Genomic DNA, 21,051 nt, shown 5'->3' with positions numbered 1-21,051 from the left:
GACAGGGCAAGTGTTCAAACTATTGTATCTTTTTTAAAAGTCATTCCATTACAGTTGATACATTGATGCCAACATCAATCAGCTTCACCTCGTCAAGCAGTTGTACCTCAATCTTGGCTCTACTTTTTCGTTTGTCAATTTTCCGTATCATTTTTTCTTTGCCGAGAAGTGGACCTGAAGTCACTTTCAAATGTTCTCCACCTACGATAATGTCTGAATACCCCATTGTTCCGTTGGTTCCGCATAACTGGATGAGCCAATCCATCTGTTCCTTGGGTATCGGAGTGAAAAAATTAGCTGCCTGATCATACTTATTAATACCACCGTTTACCATATACAAAATATGCGGCGTTTCTTTGATGTTGTAATAGAGATCATGAATTTGTCCGGTTCGGATAAAAATATACCCTGGAAAAAGTAGCTTTGTGCAATGATAGATTCTGCCTTGCTTTCGTTCTGGAATCATTCGTTTGGGTACCAGACAGCTCAACAGTTGACGTGCATAATAACGATCCATAAAAAGTTTGATTTCCTCTTCTCTCCCACTCCGTACAAAAAAGCTGTACCAGTTCATAGGTCCTCCCATGATCTTTTTTATGAATACGTACACAGCAAACCTATTTATTCTACAATTATATAATAATTCCCAATTAAGTAAAAAAGAAAGTGCCTAAGGTCATGGTTCACCTTAGGCACTTTTCATAGTTTCACCAACATGAACAATTAGCCATGGAGCAAGACGGATAAATTTCTCAGTCCATATACATTGCTCGGAGCGACATCGATCTCATAGCCGGGGTGTACACGAAGCTTAGGATAGGTGGTAATCATCGCGGTCAGCGCAGCTTTGGCTTCCATTCTGGCTAATTGGGAGCCCATACAAAAATGAATTCCTTTTCCCAGCCCCAAATGTGCATTATGTTTTCTGCCGGGCAGGAACTCATCCCCTTGTTCAAACATTTGCTCATCCCGATTGGCCGACCCAATCCAGTTGATTACATAGTCGCCGGGCTCCAGCAGTCTGCCACCAAGGTATACAGGTTTCAATACTTTACGAACTGCCCGCTGCAAGGGAGAACGATATCGCAGCATCTCCTCAATGGCCGAGGGGATGGTTTGCGGTTGATCCGCCAGTTTCTGAACCAGCCCGTAATCATTGAACGTATAGATGGAATTGGTAATGAGGCTGGCCGTCGTTTCGTTCCCTGCGATGAGCAGCATAACACAGTTGGCAATCAGTGACTCGGGAGATAGCTTTTCTCCCTCTTCTTCGGCCTGCGTCAAGTCGGATATGATATCATCTGCCGGATTCCGGCGTTTTAGCTCCATGATCTCCAGAAAATAGCCCGCTAGTTCTGAGCTTGCTTGAGTTTGCAGTTGATAAATACGCATGTATTCCTCAGGTGTATTTTCCTGCGGTGCCAGAGTCAATGTATTGGCCCAATCCCGAAATTGCTCGCGATCGCTTGATGGTACGCCCAGCAACTCTGAGATGACAATCATTGGCAAGGGGGACGCAAAGTCTTGCACCAAATCGATTTCACTGTGGCCCTGAATGGAGTGCATCAATTCCTCTACAATCATCTCAATTCTGGACGCCCAGGAGTGCATCGCTTTTGGTGTAAAAGCCTTTGCCAGAAGCGCACGGCTAATGGTATGTTTCGGCTGATCCTGAAATATGATCGTATCCTGAATAATAGGAGGCGCAAGAACTTCATTGGAGAAATACTCCTTGTCCTCGGCCACCCGCTTCACATCCTCGTATTTAAACACACTCCATACATCTTCGGCCTCGTTATAATGAACCGGGTCTTCCTCACGCATTGTTTTATACCATGCAAACGGCTCATATTTCTCAGCGTTGGTCTTGAAACCAGTGACCTGATTCAAATCGGGAAAACTGCTTCTTTGCTTGATACTCATGCAATTCTCACTCCTTTTATCGGATAAAGTTTCAACCTACACGCGTCAAGCTCAGTACTGGCTGAATGTTTGTTTCATCACCTTTTCCTCCAGATTAATCCGGTTGAACAGCGTAATAAGATGAAGAATAAACAACGGTATAAACACAGGCCATGCCTGGGAAATAAACGCAAAACCAATGAGTTCAGGAATAATGTTCAAGTAATAATTGGGATGGCGTACGAGTCGAAACAGGGTGCTTTGCACCAGCTTGTGGTCCTTGGCAATGTATAATTTGTAGGTCCAGAAAGGACTGAGTGTACGGATAACATAAATGAGACAGGACAGTGCGAATATATACACGACCAGGCCTATAACCGTCAATACGTTGAATTGCACATCATAGACAAAGGCGTATACAATACAGCTCAAATAAATCAGATTTTGCAGCACGAAAAGCACTTTGCTATTCGTGTTTCCGTACTCGGTACCCCCACCTTCAACAATTTTTTTCTCATTGCGCATAGCAATAATGACCGATGGTATACGAATGAGTGAAATCAATATCAACAAAAATCCAATCCACATCGTTATCCGCTCCTTCTAATTACATTGGGTATAGGTATTGGTGTGCAGCACGTTTGTAAGCAAAAATTCTTCACATGAATAGCTTCTGAATCAGGGATGTCGAGTGACCATGATCTTCTGTTCTTGTAGGGACGTTTTGTTCAGGGACAATCTGATAACGTCCTGTAGCGTAAGGCATTCATTCAGCTCCTCCATACGAATTTCCGTGGAAATTCCGGTCTGCAGATGGTGAAGAAGCTGAAGAGCCAATACAGAATCCATTCCGTAATCTTCCAGCGAGCGATGTTCGTCCGTGGCCTTGGGTTCGACTCCCAGCAGACTGCTCATGATGCTTCTAACCTTATCCTCCACCGAAGGAGTAAGCCCGTTCTTCTCCTTCATGTCAACGTTATCAGCGGATTCGGTCACTGCGGCATTTGCTGCGAGCGAGTCCTTTTTCAACGTATGGCTTTTTCCGACCCAGTATTTTTCCGATACAAATGGATACGTGGGGAGAGCAATCCGCTCAGGCCGATGCTTTCCGTATAATAGCTCCCACCTTACCTCCACACCCTGTACCCACAATTCAAGTAATTGATTATACTTCCGGCGTGTCAGCCATTTGCGTATGGCTTCTTTAAGTTCTTCATCATCACTGAATAGTGCTGCTGTGCGTCGGTTAGCCGTTATACAGCTGAGATATAGCCTGCGGTTGTCCTGCGCCTCAAGTACTTGCTGAGCACACACGACATCAGGAGTATCTGTCCACAGCTCCGAATCTTGGACATAACCGTCCAGCACGGATTGTAGTTCTGCAAGAGATGAGGCTATAAAGCCGGCACGGTATTCCATGGCTTGCCTGCCAGTCTGAAGAGTGCAGGCAATGCGCTGCAGCTGATCAGGAGTATCCTCATAACGATGAAGTGCAGCCGAAAGCTGGCTCATCTGTTCCCGAAGCCTGTCTTTGCTCTTGGCAGAAAGCACGATAGCAACAGGAGCACACTCTGATTCAGCGGATATTTCTTCATTGTGAGGGGAGATGTACTCCTCCAGAATGATGTGGGCATTGGAGCCACCAAAGCCAAAAGCACTTACTCCGGCCCTGCGGGGCAGTTCGCGGCCATCGGCACCGATGGGGTTCTTCCAATCCTGTGTCTGCCTGACCACATAGAACGGACTGTGTTCAAGCTGGAGATACGGATTGAGAACTTCTGCATGCAGACTGGGAACAAGTTTACGGTGTTTCATCTGCAACAGGACTTTAATTACCCCCGCAATACCGGAGGCTAGTTCCAGATGGCCGATATTGGTTTTGACAGAGCCGATGCCGCAGGAAGCATTCGAATGTTCTTTTACGGAAAAAGGTTCTGCCGGGGAGGAACCCGTCCTCCTCTCCTTGAATGCCGCCTTGAGTGCATTGATTTCAATGGGATCACCCAACGGAGTACCTGTACCATGCGCTTCAATGTAGCTGATGGTGGATGGATCGATTCCTGCACGGGTATACACGGAATTCAGCAATGCAGTTTGCGCTTTAGGATTTGGAGAGGTTAGTGACCCTGCCCTCCCGCCGTGGTTTTCTCCGCTGCCTCGAATCAAACCGTAGATGTGATCATGGTCGCGCTCGGCATCACTTAATCTTTTCAGAAAAATCATGCCGACTCCTTCCCCCCGGCCGTAGCCGTTTGCTTCGCTTGAGAACGTTTTGCAGCGTCCGTCAGCGCTAAGCATACCGGCTTTACTCAGGCTGATATGGGCATCCACCGACAGGATTGTATTCACCCCGCCGGCAACAGCCGTGTCACATTCCCCGTTTTGAATTGCCTGAACCGCCCGATGGATAGCGACCAGAGAGCTGGAACAGGATGTCTCAACAGGCTGGCTGGGTCCATGAATGTTCAGGACGTAGCTCATCCGATTCGGCCCGACCGAAGGCACTGTTGCCGTTACGGAATAAGCCTCAATCGTTTCGTCCGACTGAGCCATCATGACATTGTATCCGCTGCTGCCTGTGCCGATGAAGAGCCCCATGGCCGAGCCTGACAAGTCTGACGGAGCGTAACCCGCATCTTCAATCACTTTCCAAACGTGCATCATCAGCAAACGCTGCTGAGGGTCCATGTGAGCGGCCTCCTTGGGAGAAATGCCAAAGAACAACGGATCAAATTCACTGATGCCGTTCATGAATCCTGCGTGTTTCACATTGGTTTTTCCATTTTCCCGGAGCGGATCTCCCATATACTCCTGCCAGCTCCAGCGTTCTTCCGGAACTTCGGATATGCAGTCTTTGCCTTCAAGCAGATTCTCCCAAAATTGCTCGACATCATCAGCCATCGGAAACTTTGCGCTGATCCCCACAATTGCTATCGTTTCCGGTGAAGCCTGACGGTCGGCACACGATTCGGATAGCATATTGCGCTCCCTCCCGGAGGAAACTGACAAGATATCTGCTGGATCATTCGGCGAATTGGACTGATACGTAGTCACGGCAGGCGGTTGTCCCCACATATCAGCATGTTCTTGCAACAAATGGGATGCCAACTCGTGAATGGTGTTATGTTCGAAAAATACTGCAGGTGTCAAACCCAATCCATGTGTTTGATTCAGCCGATCCGCCAGTTCAGTGAACAAAATGGAGTCAAAACCAAACTCCACCCAATCGGCATTCACATCCAGATCGACAACACTCACTTTTAACAGGGATGATACGGTTCGGGTTAATAGCGTTCTGATCTGATTACCCCGATCATCTTCCTGGTACGATACCGTCGGATCAGATTTGATAAGAGGGACAAAAACGTTTTGCGTATCCTGAACATTGTTATTTGTTGTTTCATCCAAGGAGGATGTTTCCGCAGCGTCAGGACGGACAACCTCTTCTCGCGCTGTTTCATTTCGCATGATGCCTGCATCCTGAATCCAGTAACGATTTCGGGCAAAAGGATACGTGGGCACCCGAACAATGGCTGGCTTTGCCTGAAGACCAACATACAACGAAGCCCAATCCACCGTTTCTCCTTTCTCCCACAATATAGCCTTTTCACCAAGCCTCTGCTCCCATGAACGATCCTCAAAAGCAGTCATTTCTATCGATTGATCATTGTTGTAAGGCGGTTTTAATGAAAAATGCCCATTCAAGAACTGATGGATCTGTTCCATTAGTTCATTGCGGCTCTTTCCTCTAAAAGCGACCCTGTGCTTCATGTCCATTCTCCCGACCTGAAACGTATAGGCTATGTCCGACAAGCGTTCTGCTATGTTTTCGTTCTCCAGATAACGGTGAAGCAGACGGGCGTATTCGAGCAGTCTTTCCTGCGTTTTGGCTGATATCGGAATAACAACCTCAGCATCCCATACTGCTTCCATGTCCACCCCTCCGAAATCCCGCGTGAAGGTGAAGGAACGCTTCCATGGTGAAGCAGGTGCAATATATTCTTCCACAATCAGATGTGCATTGCTCCCACTTGCACCAAAAGAGCTAAGGCCAGCCCGAACAGGCAGCTCCACGTTTCGTCCTCCAATAGTTCCATGGCGACGTTCCCAAGATTGTCCCGTTTGCTGGACGTGGAAGCACGTATCCTCAAACGGAATCAGGGGGTTCAGCTCGCTGGCATGCAAGGAGGGAAACAGTTCGCTGTGCTTCAGTTGCAGCATGAGTTTCGTCAGACCAGCCACTCCCGCCGCTGCCTCCAGATGACCGATATTGGACTTCAGGGAACCTACCGCACAGCTGCGGCCCGTATTGCTGTTGCTGCGAAAGGCGCGTTCCAGACCCTGAATCTCAATGGGGTCTCCCAGCGAAGTCCCGGTACCATGGGCTTCGATATATCCAATGCTTCCAGGTTGGACCCCTGCCGCTGTGAGTGCATCCGTAATAACTTCCGCTTGGGCAACCGGATCAGGCACCGTCGTTCCTGACGTTTTACCCGCATGATTCAAGGCAGAACCTTTAATAACACCATAGACGGGAAAGCCTTGCTTGCGAGCTTCAGCTACTGTCGTGAGCAGGACGGCCCCCACCCCTTCACCTGGCACATAACCATCACCATCCTTGCCAAAGCTGCGACATTTTCCGTCGGATGATAGAAACTTGGCCTGTTTCAGGAATACATACTTATGGGGATGAGTAACCAGATTCACCCCGCCTGCTATGGCATATTGACTTTGTCCATACCGGATGCTCTCGCAGGCCAAATGTATGGCCGTAAGCGAAGAAGAGCACATGCTGTCTACAGCGAGGGATGGACCATGAAAATTCAGGTGGTAAGAAACCAGATTTGCAATGGCCGAAGCATTGCTTCCCAGGGCAAGAGGCGTTCCGCGCTGCGTCATGGCTGCGCCATGCAGTTCGTAATGATTCCAGAACACACCTGCAAATACACCCACGCTTCGCTTACCTGCTGAAGCATAATGATCTCTGTCCCTGTCAATGGCAAAGCCTGCATCTTCACAAGCTGCCCAGGCCGTTTGCAAAAACAGGCGTGCCTGCGGGTCCATCATCTCGGCCTGAAGCGGCGAAATATTAAAGAATCCAGGGTCAAAATCGTCGATTCGGTCCAAAAATCCCCCCGCCGGGCAATATTCTGAAGCAGAATACGGAATATGCTGACCATTCCAGCGTTCATCCGGTATACGCGTAATGGAATCGCGTCCCTCCTTCAAGATCCGGGCTAATTCATTCACATGATTCGCTGATGGATATCTTCCCGCCATACCAATGACAGCAATATCTCCCGGATCGGACGGCGGAGGCAAATGAATGGCCATTTCGTTCCCCAATGCGGATTGAATTCGGGATTTCTCTCCATATAAAAGAACGACCTGTGCTGTTTTTTGAGCGATGATTCGATCCAGAAGTGCCATTCCTTCATCCAGTGGCAGCGGTATAGAACCGGAGGATGCGTACATCCTGTTGCGAATACGCTCATCCACTTGCATACCGCCATCCGCCCATAACGGCCAGTTAATGGTATATGTGCGTGTGACTTTACCGTTCCTGAACTCTTTCCCATTATGATTCAACAAAAGCATATCCATGCAACTGTTGGCTGCCGCATAATCTGCTTGTCCTTTGTTGCCGACAATAGCCGACAAGGAGGAGAACGCAACTATAAACTCAGGTGTCAGATCGCGAAAAGCCTGTTCCAGATTCCAGATTCCGTCCATTTTAGGCTTCAAGACCTGATCCAGCTCGATTAGCGATTTTTGCAGTATGAATTCGTCTTTGGTCGTGCCTGCACAGTGAAAAATGCCTGTGATCTCTCCATGTGTTTCACGAATTTGGCGCACAGCCTGCTCCAGTTCATCTTGATTGGTCAGGTCAACCTGAATGTACTCAACCTCTGTACCGTCCCTGTAAAGCGGAATCAGTCGGTTCCGTATCCGTTCATCCAGCGGGGAGCGTCCGATAAGAACGAGTTTGCACATGGACTGGCGAGAAAGGTGAGCGGCCAGCGCATATCCAAGTCCACCCATTCCGCCGGTAATTAGGTAAACTCCACCATGGGTATATGGTTGTTCAGATGCAGCCTGCGGGACATTCATTTCTACCAGCTTGCGAACATAACGCTTGTTGGAAATGCCTTTGTACCATAAGGAAACAACTGATCCTGCCGGGATGTTTTCCGCTTCGAATTGAAGAAGCCGGAGTACCGTATCATCTATGGAGCCTTCAGCCAGATCCATTTTGATTAATTGGGCACTCAACTTAGGAAGCTCCATGGCAGCCGTTCTCAGCAATCCTTCCAGTCCGTGAATGTATCCTTCCTTGTCACTGGAATCGGACAGCACCTGGAGTATAACGGGTCTGTCTTCATGTTTTCCATGGATCGCCAGCTTCTGAATGAACCCGTATAATGCGTTTATCTTCTGGCGGTACAATTCTGCGTTCATCGCGGAATCACCCGGCAGGTGAAAAACCTCGTCAACGCCGGGTTGCCCAACTAGCCGGGCTGCCAGGTTTGGGTAATTCCCATAAAGAACAACAACCCGATACAAGTTTTCATGAGTCCAAATTGGCTGCACCTGCTGGAGGGTATCTTCTGTTGATGCCATCTCCCACACAGGCTGAGAATCAATCCATTTGGGTTCATAACACACAGGTTCCCCGTTCATTTCAATGGCCTTCTCCATTGCTGATGTTTCCGAGAGCATTGCGGAATTCTCCTGATTCCCTTTGCTTGATTGCGAATGAGAGTTCAGGTGATTCTCTGCCGACACTGCTGCAGCCTCAAGCCAGACGTCAGGACAATGATTTTCCAGATAATCCGTTAACGCTTGCACAGAGGAATGCTCAAACAGGAGCGTTGGATACAGCGACGTACGAACCCGCGTCTCCAGGCGCTTCACCAGATCAAGCAGGTGCATGGAATCAAGGCCTTGCTCATAAAAGCCGGAACGATCATCTACCGCCTCAGGCGAGATTTGCAGCATTCGGGCGATTTCCGTTTTTAAATAAAATGAAATGTGGGCACGAACTTGCTCTTTCTCTTGGGCAGCAGGTGAAAATTCTTTTTCCTTTGTCCCCTGGGAACTTGCAGCAAACGTTGCTTCAGTGGTTAGGTTATGGTCGCCTCCTGCTGGACTTGCCTCCGTTAATCCCGTAATAGCTGCCGCATGCCGAACGCGTTTGGCTTTCAAGCTGACAAATTCAGCAAGCAATCTGCCTTTCCGATCCGTAACGGCAATATTACGGGAAATGATATCCCCTCCCGTCACATCGCTGTCCGTTCGTTCAGTAAAGGTTCGAATCTCGGCTGGAAAACGATCGTAAATGACAAAACGTTCAATCATAAACGGAATGTACGGCGGAACCTCAACATTCGGATCTTCTGCATCGCCCAAACGGAAGGACGACCCGGCAAAGGTCGCTCCGTCCAGCAATGCAACATGCGCATGGAATTGGTCCAGAGATTGTTCGGCGAGGTCGCTCAGTCGGATATCCATCCACTCCGAGTCATCTTGTCTGTACACCTCTCCCTGATTCTTCATAAATGAAAAATGCTGAATGTCCGCCTGCCTCGCCAGTTGATAAATCTGATCCATGTCCCAACGCTGGACTGTTTCAGACTCTGTATTGGGCAATGTGCGGATAGATTGTGCAGGTGTCTGTCCACGGAGAATGTACAGCTTGCATTCCATATTCAGTACTTCAGGCAAAGGCGGCTGGTTATCCTTTCGTACTTTGCGGCTGTGAATAATGATTCGCCCCTGCTCTTCATTCCTGTTCATAGACAACGTCAGAATGATGTCTACATCGAAATCGGACGAAGTCACAATCGGCTGTGTAAAGAGGACATCCCGCAATTCAATGGACGATGTACGCAGATGGCTGCTGCTAAGGCGGTACACCATATCCAGCAGTACCACACCCGGAAGTGTACAAACTCCATGAACACGATGATCTCTTACGAAATAGTCGCTATGGCGCAGACGCTGCAAAAAAGAATCGGTCCCAGGCAATGTCATGATTCACACTCACTCCCTCTCATAACTTGATGAAGTCAAAAAAGTTCGATGGCTCGGAACGTTGTTGCAACGATGACGAAGGAGACAGGATGGACGCTTCCTCCATACAAGATGCTTTCTGAACGGATTGCGGCCAGCAGTGCTTACGCTGAAAAGGTGCATCAGGATATTGAAGTGGCAGCTCCACCCTTCTCTCCGCAGGAATGCCTTCATTGCTGACAAGCACATGTGCGTTGTTGCCTCCAAGTCCAAACGCGCTGATGCCAGCACGCAGAATTTCGTTCGCTCCATTTCCCCACGGTTGATGCTGCTGCACGATATAAAAGGGAGATTCCCCGAATTGAAAACGCGGATTCGGTTGTTCGCAGTGGAGTGTCGGCGGCAGCTCGCGGTGAGCAAGCGATAGCAGCACCTTGATCAGGCTGGCGATACCCGACGCGCTCAGCAGATGCCCGATATTACTTTTCACGCTCCCGACTCCACAAAATTGGCGTTCATCCGTATACTTTGCAAAAACACCCGTCAATGCTTTCAGTTCAATGGGATCACCGATAAGTGTCCCTGTTCCATGGGTCTCGATATAACTGATGGAAGCAGGGTGAACGCCTGCGTTGGAAATCGCTTTTTCCAGCAATGCCTGTTGGGCTTCCGGGTTTGGTGTTGTAATGCCCATCGTTTGGCCGTCATTGTTGATGGCTGTGCCATCGATGACGCCATAGATGTTATCCTGATCGGCGATGGCACGAGAGAGCGGTTTGAGCATCACTACGCCGCAGCCCTCACCCAATCCGATCCCGTCCGCGTCTGCACTAAACGTTTTGCAGCGATAATCCGGGGATAATACGCTTGCTGCTCCCAGCATTTCGTAGGGTGCATCATCAAGCAGAATGTCCACACCACCTGCAAAAGCAAGGTCGCATTCCCCGTCCAGCAAGCTTCGAACCGCAAGGTGAACGGCAGTAAGTGAGCTGGAGCAAGCGGTATCCACTACCATGTTAGGCCCTTTCAGATTATAAAAATGAGACAGATGCGCAGCGATAAAGTTCTGTCCGATTCCAACTATCGTATCTTTGGTGCTGTCTTGCAGCTTGGAAGAAAAGTTGCTTGTTCTGGAGCCGACAAATACTCCGGTCTGAGAGTCCCATAATCGTTCCCGGCTGTATCCCGCGTCTTCTGCGGCCTCCACGCTCACTTCCAGCAGTTGGCGCTGCAGCGGGTCCAACTGTGCAGCCAGCGTATCGCTGATTCGGAAAAATTCCGGATCAAACTGCTCAATATCCTGAATAAATGCACCGATTCGCTTCTTGGACGCTGACTTTCCGCTGGAGCGACTGCTTCCCGTTAACTCAAGACGTTTATCCGTGATTTCAGTCATGCTGTCCCTGCCACTTTGCAGATTGGACCAGAACTCCGCCGGATTCACGGCATGGGGAAAATGACAGGCGACGCCAATAATTGCGATTTTATCGCGTTTCCCGGCTCGTGCAGCGGAATGCTCCTGCTCTTCATCCGTTGGAGTTAACATAATTGGAGTCAACGTAGGCTCTGGTACGGCTAACATCTCACCAAGTCGTTCAGGATAGATTCGAGCCAGATGGTGTGCCAATTGGCGCAGCGTTGGATACTCCAGCAGCAGCGAAGGGTCCACCGCAGCATGTTGTAATTGGTGGTCCATAACTGCCAGCACCTGTACGAGCAAAATGGAATCCATTCCGTAGTGCTGAAAAGGTGTATCCTCATCGAGACGGGATTCATCCAGTCTCAGTTCAGCAGCCATCAAAGCCTTGAGCCATTTCAGGGTCTCGTTCTCCAACGCATCAAGAGCGTTGGCATGGAGCTTCTCGGCAGGCTGCCCAGATAACGGAATGGAAGGCCGCTCTGCCTGTTTGAAGAGTGATTCTGCCGCATTGTTTTCCTGATTCAGCAGGCTATGCTCTTCAACCACGGCTGGCAGAATGACCGGCCCTATGTCCTCGCGAATGATACGATCCAGCCAGAAGAGTCCTTCAGCGTCAGTGATGTTGAGCAGCCCGCTCTGTCGATAGGCATCGCTTGCAACGGCACCAAAGCCCGATTCCTCCCAGCTTGGCCACTGAATGCTGATGACCGGGTATGGTGAGATGGTGTTCTCCAGGCGTGCTGCTTCGGCAAAATAGTCCAAATACGCGTTAGCCATCGCGTAGTCGCTCTGCCCTGCTGCCAGTGAAGGCAGCGCAGAAGAAACGGAGGAGTACATGACAAAGAAGCGCAGAGGCTCATGCCTGAATGCGCGATACAACACATGCACGCCGTGTGTTTTTGGATCAAGCACTTTTTGCATGGACTTAGCCTGCTTGCGTATAAAGGCCGGATTTACATCATCGACACTACCCGCACAGTGAATGACTCCGCCGATAGGGCCCCATGTTTCCCGTACTCTGCCCAGTTCTGCCTGAATGGCAGATTCATCTGTAAGAGCGGTATGAACAACAAGCACTCTGGCCCCTCTTTTTTCGAGTTCCAATAAAGATCTGATTTTGCTTCCTAACGGTGTTTCCCGGTCTGCGTGCAGGTCCCATTCTTCTCTTGGAGGAATTGCCTCCCGCCCACTTAATACCAGCTTTTTCACATGATGATGCTCGACGAAATGACGCGCACACGCCATGCCGAGTCCACGAGTTCCTCCGGTAATCCACAGCACCTGATTCTCATCCAGCGTCAGCTGTCCGGGATTGCCAGAATTCATGGAGTGTTTGTAAGAATTATTGTCCATGCCAAACTCAGGCCGAATCTCCCGCATATATGAACGCCATCTCTTGCCATCCCGGTAGCATACCTCCGGTTCACGATCCGATTGCCGGAACTCTTCTGTTATACATGAGGTAATCATCTCATCTGATGCAGTTGGATCAACATCCAGATGTCTGGAACGGATACTGCGGTACTCGGATTGCAGCATACGATACAGACCGGCACGCGAAGCATGGGTCAGATTGACTTTGGAATTCCGGAACGCTTCCAGACCACAGGTGACCATTAGCAAAAGCATCCCGTCACTTCCATGGTTCTCAATCATTTCCTGCATAAGCTTCAACCATGACGGCAAGACCTGTTCTTGGCAAAGGTCCGTTACAGACGTCTGGGTTCTGCATGCCGTCAGATCGATCATGCCTGTCAGTCGGCCATTCTCCTTTTGATTCTCTTTAAGCCAATGGTTCGCAGAGTCAAGCTGCTCTTCATTCAAGACTACTGAATGTTTAAACTGTTCTGATAACCTCGCTGCAAGGTTAGCGGAAGCATGATTGGAGAGGATGAGAATTGTTCCTTCAGGACCCTCGGCATCGGAAATGGTTGCTTCAATGTTCGCAGGCAGCCAGTCTTTGTGATATGCGGTCATGTGACGCTCAGGTGCTGCCTTCCCAAGCTCTGTTCCGGCTGCATGTACATCCTTCTCCTGCACACGGTTATGCATGGCGATATTCTGTTCTGCATAAGACATTTGAGTGTATAGCGGAACAGTTCCTGCTCCAACGCTCGGTTCATCACTCATGACGAACCAGCAGCGCTCGCGTTCAAACGGATACGCAGGCAGGCTGATTCTGCACGGATGCCCTTTAGAGTAGAGTACCTTCCAATCGATCGTGACACCCTTAACCCACAGCTCCAGCACTTTCCCATATTTCCCTGCTTTAAGCCATCCTTGCACTACTTCGCCAAAATCCTCATCCATCGCTATTGCTGACTGTACGGCTTGATAGGTCTTGATGTTGCCTTGATATATTTCCTCTCTGTTCCCATCCTCGCTTTCCAGAAAATGTTCCAGCCTTTCTTTTAACTCCTCTAGGGAGTGCGCCACAAATCCGAGACGCTCTCCCATGTCCTGTCTTCCGGTCTGAAGGGTAAACGCAATCTGCTCCAGCAGGCTTTGGGAATCGCTCCCCGCTTCAGCAGCAGTCCATTGCGCATCCAAGAAAGTGAGCATGCGTCTGGTTTGTTCCTTGAGTGCAGACGCAGTGCGCGCCGAAAGCACAATCATGACGGGTCCTTCCAAGATCCGATTGGATGTCTTCTCATGACCAAGTGAGCTTTCGGGTGCTTCAATAATCAGGTGGGCGTTGGAGCCGCCTGCGCCAAAGGAGGACAGCCCTGCTCTGCGCGGTACCTTTTTCAGACTGCCTTTTTCCATCCGCTGGATCTGCTCCCATGCTGCTGTTTCCCGTTGTACCCGAAACGGAGACTGTACAAAATCGATATGAGGATTACCAGGTTCCGAATGTAACGTGGGAACCAGTTGTTCGTGTTTCATCTGAAGCAAAATCTTGGTCAGTCCGGCGATACCTGCTGCACTTTCGGCGTGGCCGATGTTGGATTTTACCGAACCCAATGCGCAAAACTGGCGCTGATCCGTATATTCTGCAAATGCCTTGCTCAACCCGGCAACTTCTATCGGGTCGCCAAGGGATGTCCCTGTGCCATGAGCTTCCACATAGGTGATGGTATCGGCGGGAATGTCTGATTCAGCAATGGCTCTGCCAATTACACATGCCTGTGCTGCCGGATTCGGCACGGTATAACCGTTCGTTTTCCCTCCGTGATTCAATGCCGTGCCCTTAATGACTCCATAGATGTGGTCACCGTCTTCCATTGCTTTCTTGAGTGGTTTAAGGATAACCGCCCCTACACCTTCACTGGGAACATAACCGTCCCCTTGTGCCCCGAAGCTTTTACATCTTCCTTCACTTGATAGGAAACCGCCTTGGTTTAGCAAAATATATTTGTTCGGATGCAGCGAAACATTGACCCCGCCGGCAACGGCAACTTCACATTCATTCAGCGCAAGGCTTTGACAAGCCAGATGAATGGCTGTCAGGGAAGAAGAGCACATCGTATCCACAGCCATGCTTGGCCCATTAAAATTGCAATAATAGGATACCCGGTTGGCGATCGATGCCGGATTGCCACTTAATGCAAAGGACGAATCCCCTTTGGCCTGAGCCTGAGCGGCATATAACTGATATTCCTCGTACATGACACCCACATATACACCAACCCTGTTCCCCCAGGCATCTCCGGTTGCGGAGCCCAAACCTTGGGGCGTATAACCGGCATCTTCAATGGCCTCGTAAGCGGTCTCCAAAAATAATCTCTCCTGCGGATCCATCATTTGAGCTTCTCTGGGTGAGATATGAAAGAACAAGGGATCAAAACGATCTACACCTTGAATGAATCCTCCCCATTTGCTCCGCGCTTTTAGCGATTTTTCGTCCGCATGATGCGAATGGAGCCTATAGTCCCAACGATCCGAAGGAATTTCAGTAACACTGTCTTTACCCTGGATCAGGTTTTCCCAGAATTGATCCAGGTTGTCCGCACCAGGATAACGACCGGACAAACCGATCACGGCGATATCCTTTGGACGTGAGAAATGTTCTACAGGAGTCGGACTCAGAAAACGCTGATCGATGCGTTGGAATGTTCGAGATTCAGGGCGGTGCATAGGGGCTTCTACCGTCTTTCCTGAAGGTTCTCCACGATTTAGTGAGGGAACCGTAAATAAACTCACCACTGTATCACGATGAGACTTAATGAAATATCCCCTTAATTCCTTCACGGTCTGATATTCAAAAAGCAAAGTTTTGGATAACGGCCCAAAAGTGGCTTCGAGCTGATCTGTCAACTGCGAAATGCTGATAGAGTCAATACCATAGTTTTCCAGCGGAGCATGACTCTCCATTTGCTCTACGGGAACTTTGAGCACCGAAGAGAGCGCTTTTTTCAAAAATATGTCCAACGCTTCTACCCATGTGTTGTCCGCTGCTGTAGTTTGTACACGCTCATTATTCTGATCCGATAGCTTGCTTGTCTCAGGCCGATACGCCATATGGCTGCTTATTGGGATAAGCGGGAGCGATTGCGACTGAAAAACATCCGGATAATGTTGGGTCAAAAATACGGATGCAGATTGCAGCGTTGGGTACTCCACAAACAGAACATAGCTCTGGTTCATGCCATAACGTTCATTCAGCTTTTGAGCCATTAAGGTCAATTGAGGTTGGTCCAACCCATATTCGAGCCATTCCGCATCGCGGCTGATCTCTTTCGGCTCCACCCAAAGCAGGTCAGCAGCCAATTCTTGCAAAACAGTCAGGGCGCTTGGGTCTGGAACGCGTGCGCTATAATCCGACTGTACATTCTGAGTGTCCAGACTATTTCTCTCCCCGAATCGCGGAGTTCCGCGGTTCATCGTCCATCGTGTCTCCAGGCTTGCAACAAGCTTGGGAATATCTCCTTGTATCCCGGTTATTTCACACTCTCCAGACTGAAAAGCGCGGTATAACATCGTGATACCTTCCTCAGGCGACAGTGGACGCATACCTGTTTTTTTCCATAATTCCTTCTCTTCCAAGGCAGACATATGCATACCGCCTTCTTTCCATAACGGCCAGTTGATTGCCAGGGTTTTCCCCTCTCGTTCTCCTGCAAGCATCAATCGGTGGCGATAGTGTGCATAGCTGCTCATAAACGCGTTGGCAGTGGCATAATCGCATTGCCCCGGATTGCCATATACACCGGAAAGGGACGAGAATAGAATAAAAAAATCCAGATTCATCTCCCGGGTTGCTTCATCCAAATGAACGGTACCCGCAACTTTGGGAGCCAGCACATGCTCCAGCTCCGCTTGTGTTTTGTGCAGCGTATAGTTGTCTCTCATCAGTCCGGCGCTATGAATAATTCCATTAAGATGCCCATAGGTCTGTTGAATAGAAAATACGAGGTCCGCCGTTTCTTCCTGCCTCGATATATCTGCCTGATGATAGACCACCGTCACTCCGTTTGTTGTCCACTGTTCCCATTCTTGCTTCCGGTTCGCGGGCATTTCCGATCTGCCGGTCAATATCAGTGTAGCGTTAGCGGCCTGGGCAGCAATCTCACGTGCAAAAATATGCCCTAAACCTCCTGCCCCTCCTGTAATAAGGTAAACACCGTCATCTTTCCACGGCAGAGTATCGGTTCCTGCGTTCAGTTGTGTGCTTTTCCAATGGAGAACTTGCCTTCGTTCAGCTTTGTAACCGATATGAATATCCTGGGAACTTCGGTTGGACATAATAATTTCGCTTACACGGTTGGCATCGATCCGTTTCTGTGGCCACCCGTCATATCCACCATCATCATCACTATCTTCGCTCTTCTCTATAAACTGGACGTGAATACGGGGATTTTCCAGTGCCGCCGTTCTCAGCATTCCCGTTAATCCGCCGTATAACAGAAACCGACTATCCCTGCTCCACAGCACTTGAATCAACGTTTTCTCTTCATCGGATTTTCTGCCGATGACCTGCTGTAACTGTTCAAGCACCCGGATTGAAGAGGCAGCAAAATGATTGGGCATAGCGCCTTCGGCATGAAGGTTGCCCACCTTTCCAGATGCTAGAGATACCACCTCAGCCTGCACTTGCATCCGATTCAATGTTTCCTGCAGTTGCTCTGCTAGTACCGAAAAAGGCTCCGCCAGCATTACGATGTGTTTATCATAACGATGACTCGCCTGGTTCCGATCGACAGCTGTGTCTTCCCAGCTCCGAACTAACAAGGCCGTCTCTATACCTTGCTGCCCGGATGCTAATACGGCATGGTTGTCCATGGCCCGACAGCTTAGTCCTTGAATCAGAGAACTTGGCCTCCCGTCGCTGTTGAACAAATCAATATCCAGCTTGGGTATGGAACCGGGAGAGAGAGAAGAAGCTCCGGAACTGAATCGGACATGCGCCCACATGTCCTCGGTACAGTAGTCCAGAATTAGAATTTCATCGATTGCATATGGAATCGGCAGCATAGGGTTTGCATGTTCCGGGCCATTGTCCGCAATCCATAGTCCAATCGCGGATTGTAATGCCCCGTCCAGCATGGCGGGATGCAGCACGTAATTCTGCATCTCTTGCTTCAAAGCGGCTGGCAGGCGAATTTTTCCCACCACTTCACCTTCTCCGACATGAAGCTCCGTCAATACCTGGTGAGCGGGCCCATATCGGAGTCCTCCGTGATCATAAATCTGATAACATTGCTCTCCAGTAAACCGTTTATTGCGGCAGCGTGCCTCCAGTTCCTTCAGATCTCGGGCCAGTCCTTCTTCATACGCAGGCCCGAGAGGGAGAATGCTGGCGTATCCGCTGCTGTGTACAACGTCCTCACTCTGTCCGCTCTCGGATAATTTACTGAATATCTCATAATGAATGCGCTGCTCCTTGTCCGGGACATGCAATCGAATCTCCAGGGATACGGGAGACTCTTTGACCCCAAGAGGACGTACCCATACATGATTTGTCAGAGAAAGGGGAACGTTCATGCCCCGCTCTTCTCCCAGCGCATTTCGGATTGCCGCGCACGCCATTTCAAGATAAACCGCACCGGGGAGAACCGAATCCTGTCCAATTCGGTGATCTCTCAGGTAAAATTCCTGTCCTGTCAGAGTGGTCGCATATTTTTGCTCAGACAAGCTGGACTTGTTTTCATGCAGCAGCGGATGAATAATTGGAATAAGGCCGGACATGCCACTCTGAGAAGAAGCCCGATTCAGCTCCGATAAGGCATGTGTCACCTGTTCAGGAACCCAATACCGCTCTTTAGCAAACGGATATGTGGGCAGACTGATTTTGTTACGCTGGCACCCGCTATGCAGCAGGCTCCAGTCCACATTCAGGCCGCTCACCCAGAACTCCAGCAATTTCCCGAACTTTCGTTTGGCAATCCAATTCATCAGGGTGTGCTTCATGTCTGCATCTGCCGATAGCACAGATAGGGGTTGCATCGTATCTCCCACATGCCCGACATAGATGTCGTTCGAGTCTTTCTCTCCCGAACAGTAGTTTTCCAGTTTCAGAATCAGTTCCTGAAGAGAACCCGCCACAATACCCAGACGCATGTCCATCATCTCTCGTCCGGTTTGCAGTGTATAAGCGATATCCCCCAACTGTCCCTCTTTGTATCGATTTGACCGAAGAGCCGACACCATGCGTTCACATGACTCCCGAAGCTGCTGCTCATTCCGTGCCGATAAAACCACCAATACCTCTGGTTCAGCCGAATTTGAATTCGCATGAATGGGCAGCAACTCTTCTTCCCGAGTGGAATCATACTCCTCGACGATGATATGAGCATTGGAGCCTCCAGCACCAAAGGAGGATATTCCGGCAATCCGTGGAACTTCCCGGATGGATCCTCCTGAGTATTCCGTCATTCTGTCCCAGTCTTCCAACTGCTTCTGTACGGCAAACGGGGTCTCCTCAAATTGGATATGGGGATTCGGCGGGTCCGCATGAATGGAAGGAACCAACTGCCGATGCTGCATCTGCAAAAGGACTTTGGTCAGCCCAGCAATGCCTGCTGCACTTTCACAATGCCCAATATTGGATTTGGCTGAACCGATTGCGCATTTTCGTTCCGATGCAATTCCCTTTTGGAACGCCTGGGTTAACCCTGATATTTCGATAGGGTCACCCAAAGAAGTCCCCGTACCATGGGCTTCAATATAACTGATGTCACTGATCTGGATTCCCGCCTCGGCAACGGCTGACTCAATAACCTTGGCTTGCCTCGCAGGATTTGGAACCGTGTACCCGTTTGTTTTGCCCCCATGGTTAACGGCTGTTCCTTTGATAACACCGTAGATATGATCACCGTCAGCAATAGCGCGGCTTAACGGCTTGAGCATCACGGCCCCTACACCCTCACCGGGAACGTATCCGTCACCCCCTTCGCCAAAGCTTTCGCACCTCCCTTTGGAAGAGAGAAACTGTCCTTGCGTAAGCATGACATATTTATTGGGGTGAACAGACACGTTTACACCTCCGGCAATCGCGGTCCGGCATTCTCCTTTAGCCAGACTTTGACAGGCTAGATGAATCGCCGTGAGCGATGAAGAACACATCGTATCCACCACCATGCTGGGTCCATGAAAATCGCAAAAATACGAGACCCGGTTCGCGATGGACGCCGGATTGCCGTTTAAGGCGAAGGGCTCTTCTCCAGCAATGCGTGCTTCTGCGCCGAACAACTGGTACTCCTGATACATGACTCCTACAAATACACCGACGTTCCCTTTCTGATTGGAGGTGGAGTCAGGCCCTGCCGCCAGCTCACGGGTGTACCCAGCATCCTGAAGTGTTTCATATACACATTCCAGAAACAGGCGCTCCTGTGGATCAATTCGTTCAGCTTCCTTGGGAGAAATCTGAAAAAAGAGTGGATCAAATCGATCCACTCCATGAATAAATCCTCCCCATTTCCCGGAACGCTTGCCTCTGTTTGCATGCATCTCCGCATGAATGCGGTAATCCCATCGATCCTCAGGTATTTCGGTAATACAGTCCCTGCCCTCTTTCAGATTTTCCCAAAATTGCTGAAGGTTGTCGGATTGCGGATATCGCCCTGCCATGCCAACGATGGCAATATCCAGCGCATTTTTGGTGTATGGTTTTTCGTGTACTGCTTCCCCGTTGGTTTTACCAGCGCCCCGATGTTGTCTTCGAGATCTAGCAACAGAAGTACCGGTTATGAACGAACTTTTCGACGTGGATGAAGCCTTCGGAATGGTGTTCGGTTTAAGCTCAGGTGCATGAGATCGAAGGTCCTTGTTCTGAATGGATGCCTTTGTAAGCTGCTGCAGCCGATCCTGATGCTTGCTCATAAAATATTCCGTCAGCTCCGCAATATTTTGGTATTCATAGAATAATGTTTTGGACAGCGGACCGAATTGCCGTTCCAGTTCATCCGTCAGCTTCATTACCATTACGGAATCAATGCCGTATTTCTCCAGGGGAGCATCCTCTTCAATTTGCCGCTCTGGCAGCATAAGTCCGGATGACAATATCTTTTTAAAATAACGGATGGCTCTCGCTCTGGCTTCTTCCTTGTCCTCCTCTTTTTGCTGCTCCAGCGTATGATTCAAGTTCGGCTCGCTTTCTCTGGATTCGGTCAAAAGACCGCGAAGCAATTCGGCTGCCTGCTGGTCATCAAGCATTCCTTCCTGAATTTGCCGATACAATATGGACAGTTGGTCTTCCAAAGTGCTCACCTCCAATAGAAAATAGGTCCAGGACGGGATCGTACAGGTTTATCTAAGATGTATAAGCTGATCAA

Annotated in this window: 4 protein-coding genes and 3 pseudogenes; all 7 read right to left on the bottom strand. The window is 49.5% G+C overall.

Annotated elements, in window-relative coordinates; all coding sequences use genetic code 11:
* Nucleotides 1–40: 40 nt before the first annotated feature.
* Nucleotides 41–574, bottom strand: coding sequence for an antiterminator LoaP (gene loaP, locus QP794_RS06975; protein WP_285075555.1), 534 nt, complete (start codon nt 572–574; stop codon nt 41–43).
* Nucleotides 575–723: 149 nt separating this feature from the next.
* Nucleotides 724–1,923, bottom strand: a complete 1,200-nt coding sequence (locus QP794_RS06970) for a cytochrome P450 (RefSeq protein WP_285075554.1) — start codon at nt 1,921–1,923, stop codon at nt 724–726.
* Between the two features lie 51 nt (nt 1,924–1,974).
* Nucleotides 1,975–2,490 (bottom strand): isoprenylcysteine carboxylmethyltransferase family protein, encoded by a 516-nt coding sequence (locus QP794_RS06965; RefSeq protein ID WP_285075553.1) that lies wholly within the window; start codon nt 2,488–2,490, stop codon nt 1,975–1,977.
* A 90-nt stretch (nt 2,491–2,580) separates the two neighbouring features.
* Nucleotides 2,581–2,823 (bottom strand): annotated as a pseudogene (locus QP794_RS33295) (acyl carrier protein); the annotation flags it as partial.
* Between the two features lie 429 nt (nt 2,824–3,252).
* Nucleotides 3,253–4,842 (bottom strand): annotated as a pseudogene (locus QP794_RS33290) (type I polyketide synthase); the annotation flags it as partial.
* A 165-nt stretch (nt 4,843–5,007) separates the two neighbouring features.
* Nucleotides 5,008–9,936 (bottom strand): annotated as a pseudogene (locus tag QP794_RS06960) (SDR family NAD(P)-dependent oxidoreductase); the annotation flags it as partial.
* 19 nt (nt 9,937–9,955) lie between these two features.
* On the bottom strand, nt 9,956–20,977 hold the full coding sequence (locus tag QP794_RS06955; protein WP_285075551.1) for an SDR family NAD(P)-dependent oxidoreductase: 11,022 nt from the start codon (nt 20,975–20,977) through the stop codon (nt 9,956–9,958).
* Between the last annotated feature and the right edge of the window lie 74 nt (nt 20,978–21,051).

Origin of the sequence: Paenibacillus sp. UMB7766-LJ446, assembly GCF_030226665.1 — a bacterium.
Classification (GTDB): Bacteria; Bacillota; Bacilli; order Paenibacillales; family Paenibacillaceae; genus Paenibacillus; species Paenibacillus vandeheii.
This window is presented reverse-complemented; position numbering and strand designations above follow the sequence as displayed.

What these genes read in the sequence shown, in the direction of transcription:
- loaP (WP_285075555.1), bottom strand. Translation starts at nt 574, where the DNA reads ATGAACTGGTACAGCTTTTTTGTACGGAGTGGGAGAGAAGAGGAAATC.
- QP794_RS06970 (WP_285075554.1), bottom strand. Translation starts at nt 1,923, where the DNA reads ATGAGTATCAAGCAAAGAAGCAGTTTTCCCGATTTGAATCAGGTCACT.
- QP794_RS06965 (WP_285075553.1), bottom strand. Translation starts at nt 2,490, where the DNA reads ATGTGGATTGGATTTTTGTTGATATTGATTTCACTCATTCGTATACCA.